The 12,282-nt window shown below is 61.8% G+C and carries 14 protein-coding genes; 9 read left to right on the top strand and 5 right to left on the bottom strand.

What is annotated here, in order from left to right; translation table 11 throughout:
• Positions 1–106 precede the first annotated feature (106 nt).
• Both clpS and clpA read left to right on the top strand, forming a co-directional pair.
• Entirely contained in the window at positions 107–433 is a 327-nt protein-coding gene (clpS, locus tag NKH70_RS13140; RefSeq protein WP_023717744.1) for an ATP-dependent Clp protease adapter ClpS, read from the top strand.
• 6 nt (positions 434–439) lie between these two features.
• Positions 440–2,908, top strand: a complete 2,469-nt coding sequence (clpA, locus tag NKH70_RS13135) for an ATP-dependent Clp protease ATP-binding subunit ClpA (RefSeq protein WP_352720214.1) — start codon at positions 440–442, stop codon at positions 2,906–2,908.
• Between the two features lie 94 nt (positions 2,909–3,002).
• Here the strand turns inward: clpA and NKH70_RS13130 are convergent, their stop codons facing one another.
• The 4 genes from NKH70_RS13130 to NKH70_RS13115 all read right to left on the bottom strand — a co-directional run bounded on the left by NKH70_RS13130 (position 3,003) and on the right by NKH70_RS13115 (position 6,018).
• On the bottom strand, positions 3,003–3,434 hold the full coding sequence (locus tag NKH70_RS13130) for an HIT family protein (protein WP_352720216.1): 432 nt from the start codon (positions 3,432–3,434) through the stop codon (positions 3,003–3,005).
• A 121-nt stretch (positions 3,435–3,555) separates the two neighbouring features.
• Complete coding sequence (locus NKH70_RS13125; RefSeq protein WP_352720217.1) at positions 3,556–4,770, bottom strand: GNAT family N-acetyltransferase; 1,215 nt, start codon at positions 4,768–4,770, stop codon at positions 3,556–3,558.
• 40 nt (positions 4,771–4,810) lie between these two features.
• Complete coding sequence (locus NKH70_RS13120; protein ID WP_352720219.1) at positions 4,811–5,539, bottom strand: glycerophosphodiester phosphodiesterase; 729 nt, start codon at positions 5,537–5,539, stop codon at positions 4,811–4,813.
• A 14-nt stretch (positions 5,540–5,553) separates the two neighbouring features.
• A complete protein-coding gene (locus NKH70_RS13115) occupies positions 5,554–6,018 on the bottom strand; it encodes a RidA family protein (RefSeq protein WP_353025394.1) in 465 nt (154 codons plus the stop codon).
• Positions 6,019–6,156: 138 nt separating this feature from the next.
• Between NKH70_RS13115 and NKH70_RS13110 the strand changes: the two genes are divergently transcribed.
• From NKH70_RS13110 to tsf, 5 genes are all read left to right on the top strand, one after another.
• Positions 6,157–6,984 carry a cell envelope integrity EipB family protein gene (locus NKH70_RS13110; protein ID WP_292653503.1) on the top strand — a complete coding sequence of 276 codons (828 nt, stop codon included), beginning with the start codon at positions 6,157–6,159 and terminating at the stop codon, positions 6,982–6,984.
• A 135-nt stretch (positions 6,985–7,119) separates the two neighbouring features.
• A complete protein-coding gene (locus tag NKH70_RS13105; protein ID WP_352720222.1) occupies positions 7,120–8,418 on the top strand; it encodes a lysophospholipid acyltransferase family protein in 1,299 nt (432 codons plus the stop codon).
• Positions 8,419–8,461: 43 nt separating this feature from the next.
• On the top strand, positions 8,462–8,740 hold the full coding sequence (locus NKH70_RS13100) for a DUF4031 domain-containing protein (protein ID WP_352720223.1): 279 nt from the start codon (positions 8,462–8,464) through the stop codon (positions 8,738–8,740).
• 205 nt (positions 8,741–8,945) lie between these two features.
• On the top strand, positions 8,946–9,743 hold the full coding sequence (gene rpsB, locus NKH70_RS13095; RefSeq protein WP_031211288.1) for a 30S ribosomal protein S2: 798 nt from the start codon (positions 8,946–8,948) through the stop codon (positions 9,741–9,743).
• Positions 9,744–9,865: 122 nt separating this feature from the next.
• Complete coding sequence (gene tsf, locus NKH70_RS13090; protein WP_352720225.1) at positions 9,866–10,789, top strand: translation elongation factor Ts; 924 nt, start codon at positions 9,866–9,868, stop codon at positions 10,787–10,789.
• A 1-nt stretch (position 10,790) separates the two neighbouring features.
• Here tsf and NKH70_RS13085 read toward each other — a convergent pair whose 3' ends face one another.
• A complete protein-coding gene (locus NKH70_RS13085; protein WP_353025393.1) occupies positions 10,791–11,729 on the bottom strand; it encodes a LysR family transcriptional regulator in 939 nt (312 codons plus the stop codon).
• Positions 11,730–11,843: 114 nt separating this feature from the next.
• Here NKH70_RS13085 and NKH70_RS13080 point away from each other — a divergent pair, with 114 nt between their 5' ends.
• On the top strand, positions 11,844–12,098 hold the full coding sequence (locus NKH70_RS13080) for a nuclear transport factor 2 family protein (RefSeq protein ID WP_353025392.1): 255 nt from the start codon (positions 11,844–11,846) through the stop codon (positions 12,096–12,098).
• A 16-nt stretch (positions 12,099–12,114) separates the two neighbouring features.
• Positions 12,115–12,252 (top strand): nuclear transport factor 2-like protein, encoded by a 138-nt coding sequence (locus tag NKH70_RS13075; protein ID WP_353025391.1) that lies wholly within the window; start codon positions 12,115–12,117, stop codon positions 12,250–12,252.
• The last annotated feature ends 30 nt before the right edge of the window (positions 12,253–12,282 follow it).

Genomic DNA, 12,282 nt, shown 5'->3' with positions numbered 1-12,282 from the left:
GCTTAAAATCGTCCATCGAACACCTACATGTCGAGGATGCATGAGGATTCGAAAGAGGCAGGACTACGTGACTACAGGTTTGACTGCCACGAGCTACGTGGTGCGAATGCAGAACGGCAGCAACGGCAATGAGGCTGGTCGCGGCACGGCCGTCATCACGCGCACAAAAACCAAGACCAAGAAGCCCAGTCTGTATCGGGTCCTCATTCTTAACGACGACTACACACCCATGGAATTCGTGGTCCACGTGCTGGAGCGCTTTTTCCAGAAGGACCGCGAAGCCGCCACACGCATAATGCTTCATGTTCACAATCATGGGGTGGGCGAGTGCGGGGTCTATACATTCGAGGTGGCCGAGACCAAAGTGTCTCAGGTCATGGATTTCGCCCGACAGAATCAGCATCCGCTGCAATGCGTGATGGAGAAGAAGTGAGGTAACATGCCGGCTTTCTCCCAAGGCCTGGAAAAGGCGCTTCACCAAGCGCTGACGCTCGCCAATGAGCGGCACCATGAATATGCAACCCTTGAACATTTGCTGCTCGCCCTGATCGACGACACCGAGGCGGCCGCCGTCATGCGTGCCTGCAACGTCGATCTCGACGAGTTGAAGCATACGGTCCTCACCTATATCGACACCGAGCTCGACAACCTCGTCACCGGCTACGATGAAGATTCCAAGCCGACTGCCGGTTTCCAGCGCGTCATCCAGCGCGCGGTGATCCATGTGCAGTCGTCAGGCCGCGAGGAAGTGTCCGGCGCCAACGTGCTCGTCGCCATCTTCGCTGAGCGCGAGAGCCACGCCGCTTACTTCCTGCAGGAACAGCAGATGACCCGCTACGACGCGGTCAACTACATCTCGCATGGCATCGCCAAGCGCCCCGGCGCCTCCGAGACGCGGACGCCGCGCGGCGCCGACGACGAGCAAGGCAACCAGGGCGGGGCCGAGCCGCAAGAGGAAGGCGGCAAGAAGAAGCAGCAGCAGGACGCGCTGACTGCTTATTGCGTCAACCTGAACAACAAGGCCAAGGCCGGCAAGATCGATCCATTGATCGGTCGCGAGAGCGAGATCAACCGGACCATCCAGGTGCTGTGCCGCCGCTCCAAGAACAACCCGCTCTATGTCGGTGATCCCGGCGTCGGCAAGACGGCGATCGCCGAAGGCCTCGCCAAGCGCATCGTCGAGGGCGACGTTCCCGAAGTGCTGCACAATGCCACCATCTTCGCGCTCGACATGGGCACGCTGCTGGCCGGCACCCGATATCGCGGCGATTTCGAGGAGCGGCTGAAGCAGGTCGTCAAGGAGCTCGAGGACTATCCCGGCGCCGTGCTGTTCATCGATGAAATCCACACCGTGATCGGGGCAGGGGCCACCTCCGGCGGCGCCATGGATGCATCGAACCTGTTGAAACCCGCATTGTCGTCAGGCGCCATCCGCTGCATCGGCTCGACCACCTACAAGGAGTTCCGCCAGTTCTTCGAGAAGGACCGCGCGCTGGTGCGGCGCTTCCAGAAGATCGACGTCAACGAGCCGACCGTCGAGGACGCCATCGAGATCATGAAGGGCCTCAAGCCCTATTTCGAGGAGTTCCACAAGGTCCGCTACACGAGCGAGGCGATCAAGGCTTCGGTCGAGCTCTCGGCGCGTTACATCAACGACCGCAAGCTGCCGGACAAGGCGATCGACGTGATCGACGAGACCGGCGCCTCGCAGATGCTGGTGCCGGAAGCCAAACGCAAGAAGACCATCGGCATCAAGGAGATCGAAGCGACGATCGCCACCATGGCACGCATCCCGCCGAAGACGGTTTCCGCCGACGACGAGAAGGTGCTGCAAGGCCTCGACATCGAGTTGAAGCGCGTCGTTTACGGCCAGGACACCGCGATCACAGCACTGACCTCGGCCATCAAGCTGGCGCGGGCCGGCCTGCGCGAACCGGAAAAGCCGATCGGCTCGTACCTGTTCTCGGGCCCGACCGGCGTCGGCAAGACGGAAGTGGCCAAGCAGCTCGCCGCCTCGCTTGGCGTGGAGCTGATCCGCTTCGACATGTCGGAATATATGGAACGCCACACCGTTTCGCGGCTGATCGGCGCGCCTCCCGGCTATGTCGGCTTCGACCAGGGCGGCCTTCTGACCGACGGCGTCGACCAGCATCCGCATTGCGTGCTGTTGCTGGACGAAGTCGAGAAGGCGCATCCGGACCTGTTCAACATCCTGTTGCAGGTCATGGATCACGGCAAGCTGACCGACCACAACGGCAAGCAGATAGACTTCCGCAACGTCATCCTGATCATGACCACCAATGCGGGTGCATCCGATGCTCAGCGCGCGGCGATCGGTTTCGGTTCGACGAAGCGCGAAGGCGACGATGTCGAGGCGATCAACCGGCTGTTCACGCCGGAGTTCCGCAACCGCCTCGATGCGATTATTCCGTTCGGCTCGCTGCCGGTGCCGGTCATCCATCAGGTGGTGCAGAAGTTCGTCATGCAGCTGGAAGCGCAGCTTTCCGAGCGTGGCGTGACCTTCGACTTGTCGCAGGATGCAATCGCATGGCTGGCCGACAAGGGCTATGACGAGCGCATGGGCGCCCGGCCGCTTGGCCGTGTCATCCAGGAGCACATCAAGAAGCCGCTAGCGGACGAGGTGCTGTTCGGCAAGCTCAAGAAGGGCGGCACGGTGCGTGTCACCGTCGAGAAGAAGGAAACCGGCGAGACCGGCCTGAAGCTCGAATCGCTCGCCGACGAGGCGCCGGTGAAGCCGAAGAAGGAAGAGCCGGACGACGTGCCGAAAGCCAAGAAGGCGGTGGCGAAGAAGCCCGCCGCGAAAAAGGCGGTGGCGCAGAAGCCGGAGCCGAAGGGCAAGGATGGCGGCAAGCGCAGCCTTGTGCCGCAACTGCCGCGCAAGAACTGACGAACAAGCCAGCAAAAAAAGCCCCGGAAACGGGGCTTTTTTATGACACCTTCCGGTTAAGCACCCGGCGCCCGCCGGAGCGGTTTGCGCCGGTTCAGCTTGCCAGCGCTATCCGTATCTTGCCGGCGTTCTCGGCCAGGACTTCAGGCTTTTCCATCTGTCCGCTGTGCGGCTTCAAGGGAATGCCGTCGAAGCGCGGAATGACATGGACATGGAGGTGGAAGACGGTCTGGCCCGAAGCTGGTTCGTTGAACTGCAAGACCGTGACGCCATCGGCATCGAAGGCCTTCTTTACGGCCCGCGCAACTTTCTGGACGTGAACGAAGAGCGGGCCAAGCACCGCCGGATCCGCGTCGAGCAGGTTGCGCGACGGCGCTTTCGGCACCACCAGCGTGTGACCTTGTCCTTGCGGCATCACATCCATGAAGACGATGACCGCGTCATCCTCGTAGACGCGGTGCGAAGGGATTTCTCCGCGCAGGATTTTCGCGAAGATGTTGCTGCTGTCGTAGGTTGCTTCGGCCATGGCGCGCGCTCCGGTTCTTGGCTCGCTGTCTCGTGTAGCGAAGCTGTTCCGGGCGGGCAAGGACGATCGATCGACATCGGCCATGCCGGCCCGCGCGGCTGAGCGATTGGGTCTCGCTACCCTACTCCGCCAGGTCCTTGCGGAACGGGGTGTGCTCTTCCAGATATTCGCTCATCCGCTCGACTTCGCGGCGCTCGCGATGGAGGTAGTCGGCCACTGCATTGCGCAGACCTGGATGGGCGATGTAGTGCGCCGAATGCATCGTCACGGGCCGGTAGCCGCGCGCCAGCTTGTGCTCGCCCTGCGCACCGGCTTCAACCACCTTCAGCTTGCGCGAGATGGCGAAATCGATCGCCTGATGGTAGCAGACCTCGAAATGCAGGAATGGGTGGTCCTCGATGCAGCCCCAATTGCGGCCGTAGAGCGCGTCGGAACCGATGAAGTTGATGGCACCGGCAATGTAGCGCCCGTTGCGTTTGGCCATAATCAGCAGGATGTCGTCGGCCATGCGCTCGCCGATCAGCGAGAAGAAATCGCGGTTGAGGTAGGGCCGGCCCCATTTCCTGCTGCCGGTATCCATGTAGAACGCGAAAAAGTCGTCCCAGGCCTTTTCGGTCAGATCCTTGCCGGTCAGCCAGTCGATCGAGATGCCGTCGGCGAGCGCCTCGCGCCGCTCTTTCTTCATTGCCTTGCGCTTGCGCGAGGCTAACGTCGCGAGAAAATCGTCGTAGCTCGAAAAGCCTTCGTTGAAGAAGTGAAACTGCTGGTCGGTGCGATGCAGGAAGCCGGCCGCCGCCAATGTCTGGACGTCGTCCTCCGGCGCGAAAGTAACATGCGCGGAAGACACGCCGAGTTTATCCGTCACCGCCTTCAGGCCGGCCGCAAGACCGGCCTTGACGGTGTGGCTGTCCTCGCCCTTGCCGACCAACAGGCGAGGGCCGGTGACGGGCGTGAACGGCACCGCGCATTGCAGCTTCGGATAGTAGCGCCCGCCGGCGCGTTCGAATGCGTCTGACCAGCCATGGTCGAATACATATTCGCCCTGGCTGTGCGACTTCAGATAGCAGGCGACCGCCCCGAGCAGCTTGCCTCGCGCGGTTTCCAGCCGGAGGTGATGGCCTTGCCAGCCGGTGCGCCGAACAGCGCAGCCGGAATCTTCCAGCGCGCTCAAAAAAGCGAATGAAACAAGCGGGTTGTAGCCGTTTTCTGCATCGCCGCGCGTAGTGCCGCCGAGGCTGTCCCATTCAGCGCTGGTGAAGGCGCCGATGCCCGCGGCGATGCGGATCGACAGCTCCGCATTCGCCGTTTGTCTTTCGCAGTCGTCCCCTTGATCCATGAGGCTTACTTAAGCTCGCTGCGGACCCATACAAGCCCGCTCAGGCAAGCCGTACAAGATCGGGCTCGAATCCTTCGAACGTCATCTGGTCGGCATATTTGAAGGTCAGATCGACGGCAGGCTGGTCATGCACGGTCCAGGTGATCACCGGCATGCCGAGTGTCTCTCGCACGAAGGAGACGAACCGGTTCGGCAGGTCGCCGGCGGCGTAGGAGGTGAAGGCGATGTCATGCGCCAGCATGGCGAAATGCGCCTCGATCAGGTGGTTGTCGTTGCCGTAGGCGGTCAACCCGCCGGGTATGCCGGGTGCATATTTCGCGAACTCGCGGATCAGCCAATGGTCGAACGACATGATCGCGGTCTTGCCCTTGTATTGCTTGAGCATCTTGCCGACGCTTTCGACCAGGCCTTCGTCGTGCCCGGCAGCGCCTTTCAGTTCGACAACCATCGGCACACGGCCGTCGACCAGATCAAGCGCCTGCTGCAGCGTCGGCAAATGGTCGGCGGTGCCGCCGACCTTCAGCGCCGTGATCTCGGCAGCCGTACGCTGCCAAACGAAGCCGTCCTTGCCGGTCAGCCGCCGCAGATCGCCATCGTGGATGATGACGGGGACGCCGTCGGATGACAGGTGCACATCGCATTCGATCGCGTAGCCGCGCTCGGCTGCCGCAGCGAAAGCGGAAAGCGTGTTCTCCCAGCGCGTCTTGTTCATGTCGTGGAGGCCGCGATGGGCGACGGGCCGGGCAGTCAGCCAGGAAAGATCGGTCATGGTCGCGGTCCCGGTCATTCGACTTCGAAGATCGCTTCGATTTCCACTGCGGCATTAAGCGGCAGGGAGGCGGTCCCGACGGCGGAGCGAGCGTGCTTGCCGCAATCGCCGAGCACGGCGACGAGAAAATCCGAGGCGCCGTTGGCAACCAGATGCTGTTCGACAAAATCCGGTGCCGAGGCGACGAAGACGGTGATCTTCACCAAGCGACGGATTTTCTCGAGATCGCCAAGTGCCGCCTGGGCCTGCGCCAATATGTTGATCGCACAGTATTTTGCGGCTTCCTTGCCGGTCGCGGTGTCGACATCGCGGCCAAGCAGTCCGCTCGCCTGGAGCTTGCCCTTCTTGAGCGGCAACTGCCCGGCGGTGAACAGCAGATTGCCGGTCCTGCAATATGGCACGTAATTGGCGGCGGGCGCGGCGGCGACCGGCAGCGTCACGCCGAGTTCGCTTAGCCGCTTTTCGATTGTTTCGCTCATGCTATTTCCCTATTGCTTGAAGGCGCCGCGCAGGCCGGGCCGAAATTGCTATTTTTGCCTCGCTTCCGCCACGACTTTTTTTAAGCTGGACCATCTTTCCATGCGGCCTGCCATTAGCCGCGATGATCGGAGCACCCCATGCGCGCAACGCGCCTCGCATTCAACGCCGTCCTCCTGACAGCGGCTTCCTGGGCGGCTCCCGCTTTTGCGGTGCCTGCGCTGCAGGCGCATCGTGCTGTTTACGACATTTCGCTCGACAAGGCCTCCGATCGCTCCGGCATTACTGGCATCACCGGCCGCATGGTCTACGAGTTCAACGGCTCGCCTTGCGAGGGCTATACGGTAAAGTTCCGTTTGGTGACCCAGATCGTAACCAACGACAACACTAGGCTGACCGACCAGCAGATGACCACCTTCGAGGATGCCGAGGGCAAGACCTTCTCCTTCGTGAACAAATCCTTTGTCGACCAGAACCTCGACAAGGAGGTCAAGGGTACCGCAACGAAGGAGGCCAATGGTCTCAAGGTCGATATCGACAAGCCCGAAAAGAGCAGCCTGGAACTCGCGCCGACCCAGTTCCCGACCCAGCAAATGGTCGAAATGATCGGCAAGGCGGAAAAGGGCGAGCGGTTCTACGAAACCAACCTGTTCGACGGCTCTGAGGACGCCAACAAGGTGGTGACCACCACCGTCGTCGTCGGCAAGCAAGCCGATGCCGACAACACCGATCCGGAAGCGCCGGCGCTGGCCAAGCTCGCCACCGACAAATACTGGCCGGTCGACATCGCCTATTTCGACGATGCCGACAAAGGCGGCGAGGAGGTGCCGGAATACCGGATCAGCTTCAAGCTGCACGAGAACGGCATCACGCGCGATCTCGTGATGGACTATGGCGAGTTCTCGATGACGGGCAAACTGGTCAATCTGTCGCTGTTCGATCAGCCAAAGACCTGCCCGTCGAAATAGGCTCGAACCAACGACAAGCCGCCGGCGCTATCCGGGATAGTAGCGCTTGATCTTGCGGGGCATGTCGCATCGACTTGAGCATGCCGCAATTGCCTATCAACGTCTTACGACGGTAAGCGCCGTGGGGGGAGCAGGTTGAGCAGGATCGACGTTTTTGTGGCGCCGCGGCCCAATGCGACGCTGATCAAGGCCATGACATTCGTCAACCGGATTGTCATGCTGCACGGCATTCCGGGGCTTCGCGACCTGTTGCCATTCAACCGTCTGGCCGGTTTGCGCGGCGTCGCCAATGTCCGCCACATCGATTTTCCGGAGGATGACCGGCAAAGGCTGAAGGCTTGTTGCGGTGCGGGCAAGGCGACGTTCATCACACCCAACCATCCCGAATTCTTTACCGACTGGATGATCGACAAGGAGGTCGTGTCGCGGGTAAGCCCGCTGGCGGCATCCTGGGCCACGCATGGCGTCGTCAATGGGCTTGGCCGGCTGATGCAGAAATTCTGGCTGGCCAACAATCTGATCGCGCAAATCCCGGGCAATAGCGCGGCGGCCAAGGAACATTCGGTGGCCTGGGCGCTGAAAGGGCACGGCGTGCTCCTGCATCCCGAAGGCGGTGTCGGCTGGCATGCCAACATCGTTGCCCCGCTGCTGCCAGGCGCGGTCGAAATGGGGTTCGAAGCGCTGAAGCGCGGCCGCCTGATGGATCCGGATTTCAAGGTTTGGATCGCGCCCGTGATCTGGAAGCTCGCTTTTACGGGGAATGTCGAGGCAGCGCTGGCAAAGGAATGCGCCTATGTCGAGCACAGCCTGAAGATCGAACGCCGTGCCGCCGATACGCTGCCGGAGCGCGTCCATCATATCTACGCGACGCTAGTATCGCGCGACGAGGCTGCAAATGGCCTGCGGCCTGATGAGCGGGCTTCATATGCCACACGTCAGAAGGATCTGCTGACCGAACTCGGCCGTCGCCTTGCCGAACTTGTTTCGCTCGAAGCCGGCACGCTCGACAATGCCGAGCTTTTGCGCCGGTCGCGGCGCTGGCTGCGGGAAAACACGGACGGCACCGGAAGCCAAAAGCAGGTCCGAACGCTGGCAGATACGATCCAGCGCCTGCAGCGTGTCGGGCCGTGGGCTTCGGCCAATCCGCGCATCACGCAGGAGGAGATCGCCGAACATTTGAAGCGGATCCGCAACGATTATTGCAAGGGTACACTGCGCGATACGATCAACCGTTTCGTGCCGCAGCCGGCCGGCCCACGCCGCGCCCATATCCGGGTACCGGAGCCGCTAGGCTTGCACGCCTATCAAGGCTCCGTCGAGGAGGCGCTCGCCGAACTGCACGACCGCATGCAGGCGACCATCACCAACACCATGGCGCAACTCGAGGCCGGCGGCGGCTTCATTTTCTACGCCAATCCCTTCTATCATCGTTAGCGGCGTGTTGGTCGGCGCAAGATGAAGGAGTGCGGCAAGCCTCATGGCGGTCTATGTCGATGCGGCGATCTGGAAATGGGTCGGCCACCGCTGGTGTCATCTGCTGGCAGACGATACCGACGAGCTGCATCGCTTCGCCGGGCAGCTCGGCATCAAGCGCTCGTCCTACCAAGGGCCGCCGAAGACATCGGCGCCACATTATGACATAACCGGGTTCGAGCGCGACCGCGCGGTGCGGTTAGGCGCCATCGAATGCAGCCGCGACGAGATCGTCGCTGTTTTCCGGCGTGTGCGGGTGCCGAAGGGAAAGATGCGACGATGACACCGGTGCGCTGATCGCCGCACGCTGAGCCGCACGACGCCACAGCGCTTGCGTTTGTCGCGCTTCCCCTCTATATGCGCGCTCATTCCACACACGGACTTTGGTGTCTGCCCGGGAGAAATCCGGCTGAAACCTCCGGTGGCGTTCGAGGACAAAGTCCAAAAATGCCTGTGTCCGTGGAGGCTAACCGGAAAGGAAATAAGAAATGGCTCTGCCTGATTTCAGCATGCGCCAGCTATTGGAAGCTGGCATTCACTTCGGCCACCAGACCCACCGCTGGAACCCGAAAATGGCGCCCTATATCTACGGCGCCCGCAACAACATCCACATCATCGACCTCTCGCAGACGGTGCCTTTGCTGCACCAGGCGCTGAAGCAGGTTTCCGACACTGTTGCCAAGGGCGGCCGCGTGCTGTTCGTCGGCACCAAGCGCCAGGCCTCCGACATCGTCGCCGATGCCGCGCAGCGTTCGGCCCAGTACTATGTCAACTCGCGCTGGCTCGGCGGCATGCTGACCAACTGGAAGACGATCTCGAATTCCATCCAGCGCCTGCGCAAGCTCGACGAAATGCTGGCCGGCGAGGCTCAGGGCCTGACCAAGAAGGAGCGCCTCAACCTCGATCGCGAGCGTGAGAAGCTCGACAAGGCGCTGGGCGGCATCAAGGATATGGGTTCGACGCCCGATTTGATGTTCGTGATCGACACCAACAAGGAAGCGATCGCCATTCTCGAGGCCAAGCGTCTCGGCATCCCGGTCGTTGCCATCATCGATTCCAACTGCGACCCGGACAAGATCGACTTCCCGATCCCCGGCAACGACGACGCGGCCCGCGCCATCCAGCTCTATTGCGATCTGATCGCCAAGGCAGCTATCGACGGCATCGCCCGTCAGCAGGGCGCGCTCGGTGTCGATATCGGCGCATCGGTCGAGGCTCCGGTCGAGCCGGCGCTCGATCAGACCCCGGCCGCCGAGAGCCCGGCTGCCCAGACCCCGGAAGCATAGTAGCGAAGGCCGGCTGCGGCCTTCATCTTTCCAATATGTTGGCGCGGTAAGCGCCACCGGCACCAGGCGCATCATCGAAAATCGATGGTGCGTCGTCAGTGCATTTAGACAAAGAGGCGACAATGAGCATTTCGGCTGCACAGGTCAAAGAACTCCGCGACTTGACCGGCGCGGGCATGATGGACTGCAAGGCGGCGTTGAATGAGACCAACGGCAACATGGAAGAAGCCATCGACTGGCTGCGCAAGAAGGGCATTTCCAAGGCCGACAAGAAGGCTGGCCGTACCGCTGCCGAAGGCCTGATCGGTGTCGATTCCGGCGTCCGCGAGGCAGCGATCGTCGAGGTCAATTCCGAGACGGATTTCGTTGCGCGCAATGCTGCGTTCCAGGAGATCGTCGCCAATGTCGCGAAGGTTGCGCTCGCCCATGGCGGCAAGACCGAGGCCGTTGCCGCTGCTCCCTATCCGGGCTCGGGCAAGTCGGTCACTGAGACCATCAAGGACGCCGTCGGCACCATCGGCGAGAATCTGGGCTTCCGCCGCTCGGCCAAGCTCACCGTCGAGCACGGCGCTGTCGCAACCTACGTTCACAATGCGGTCGCCGACGGCCTTGGCAAGCTCGGCGTGCTGGTGGCCATCGAGACGACGGGCAACGCGCATGCCGCGAACGCCTTCGCCCGCCAGGTTGCCATGCATGTCGCTGCCACCAATCCGATGGCCTTGACCACCGAAGAGCTCGATCCGGTCGCGGTGGAGCGCGAGAAGGCGATCTTCGCCGACCAGGCGCGCCAGTCCGGCAAGCCGGAAGCGATCATCGAGAAGATGGTCGAGGGCCGTTTGCGCAAGTTCTACGAAGAGGTCGTGCTGCTCAAGCAGGCTTTCGTGCTCAATCCCGACATCACCGTCGAGAAGGCGCTGAAGGATGCCGAAAGCGAGATCGGCGCGCCAGCCAAAATCGCTGCCTATCTGCGCTTCGCGCTCGGTGAGGGCATCGAGAAGGAAGAGACCGATTTCGCGGCGGAAGTCGCGGCAGCGGTCAAGAAGTAAACTATCCGCTCGAAAGGCTTTTTCGGCCGGGTGTCCGCGAGGATGCCCGGCCGATTTCTTGTGCGGTGTCGATGAAGGCGCGGAGCTTCGGGGCCATCGCGGCGCGGCGCGGGAAATAGAGGAACAGTCCCGGTTCCTCGATCGATGCCTCGCCAAGGACTTCGACCAGCCGGCCTGCTTCGATGTCGGGCTTGACAAGCGGCTCGAACAGATAGGCGAGGCCGATGCCGGCAAGCGCCATGTCCCTTGCCGACAGCGGATCGCTGACGACCACGCTGCCGCGTGTCTCGACGCTGATATCCTTGCCCTGGTCTGACAGATCCCAGCGATAGAGCGCACGTGATCGCAACAGCCGATATCCGATGCAGTTGCGGGTGGAGAGATCAGCAATTGTTCGCGGCTTTCCGTGGCGGCCGACATAGGCCGGAGAGGCGACAATGGTCGTCCGGAACGGCTGAGTCAGTCGCACCGTCACCATATCCTCGGCGATCATCTCGCCCAGCCGGATGCCGGCGTCGAAACCCTCGCCGACGATATCGCTCAGACGTTCGTCGGTGACGATCTCCACCGTCACGTCAGGGTAACGCTCCGCCATCGCCGTTAGGATGGGCATCAGCGCCAGAGGCAGCGACAAACGCGGCGCGTTGATCCTGAGCAGTCCGCTTGCCCGGCCTTTGACCGAGCGGATGCGTTCGATCCGGTCGGCAATGTCTTCCAACGCCGGCTCCGCCGCAGCGACAAGCGCGGTGCCAGTCTCGGTCAGCGAGACGCTGCGCGTGGTGCGGGCAAACAACGGCTGGCCGATTCGCTCCTCTACCAGCCGCACCGCATGGCTGACCGCTGACGGGCTCATGCCGAGCTCGGCGGCCGCCGACGCGAAGCCGCCACGCCGCGCGACGGCAACGATTATAGGTAGGTTGCTAAGCAGATCGCGGTCCATTCATGCATGATATCGCATAGTCCATTCGGATAATGCAATCTTATCGGCGGGGAAAGGAGGGCGCATCTTTGGCTGCATCACACGGCAATCGCCGAGCAGCCAAGGAGACGTCTAATGACCGACCTCGATTCCGAACGAACCCGCAATCTCGAGACCGTGCGTAAATTCTTTGATCTGATGCACCGCAAGGACATTGAGGCATGGGGCGACCTTTGGGCTGAAGATGGCCGTATCCTTGTCTTCTACCCGCCGGCAGGATTTGGAAACAGCATCGATGGCAAGGCCGCGATCCTGGCGGCCTTCCGAATCCTTCGATTCGCAGCTGACAGCCATCTATCCGGCAGCGGATTCGGACGCGATCGTCGTTGAGTACAAGAACCGCGCGGTGCTGATCGGCGGCACTGAGTACACCAACAACAATATCGCGATTTTCCGCTTCAAGAGGGGTCTGATCAGCGCCTACCACGATTATTTCGATCCGCGCCGGTTCCAGGTGGTGGTCGATGCGCTGGCCAAGGCCTGACCCCAGGCAAGACCTCAATCCCGCTTTTCA

This window comes from Mesorhizobium sp. M0991, from assembly GCF_040318915.1.
GTDB lineage: Bacteria > Pseudomonadota > Alphaproteobacteria > Rhizobiales > Rhizobiaceae > Mesorhizobium.
This window is presented reverse-complemented; position numbering and strand designations above follow the sequence as displayed.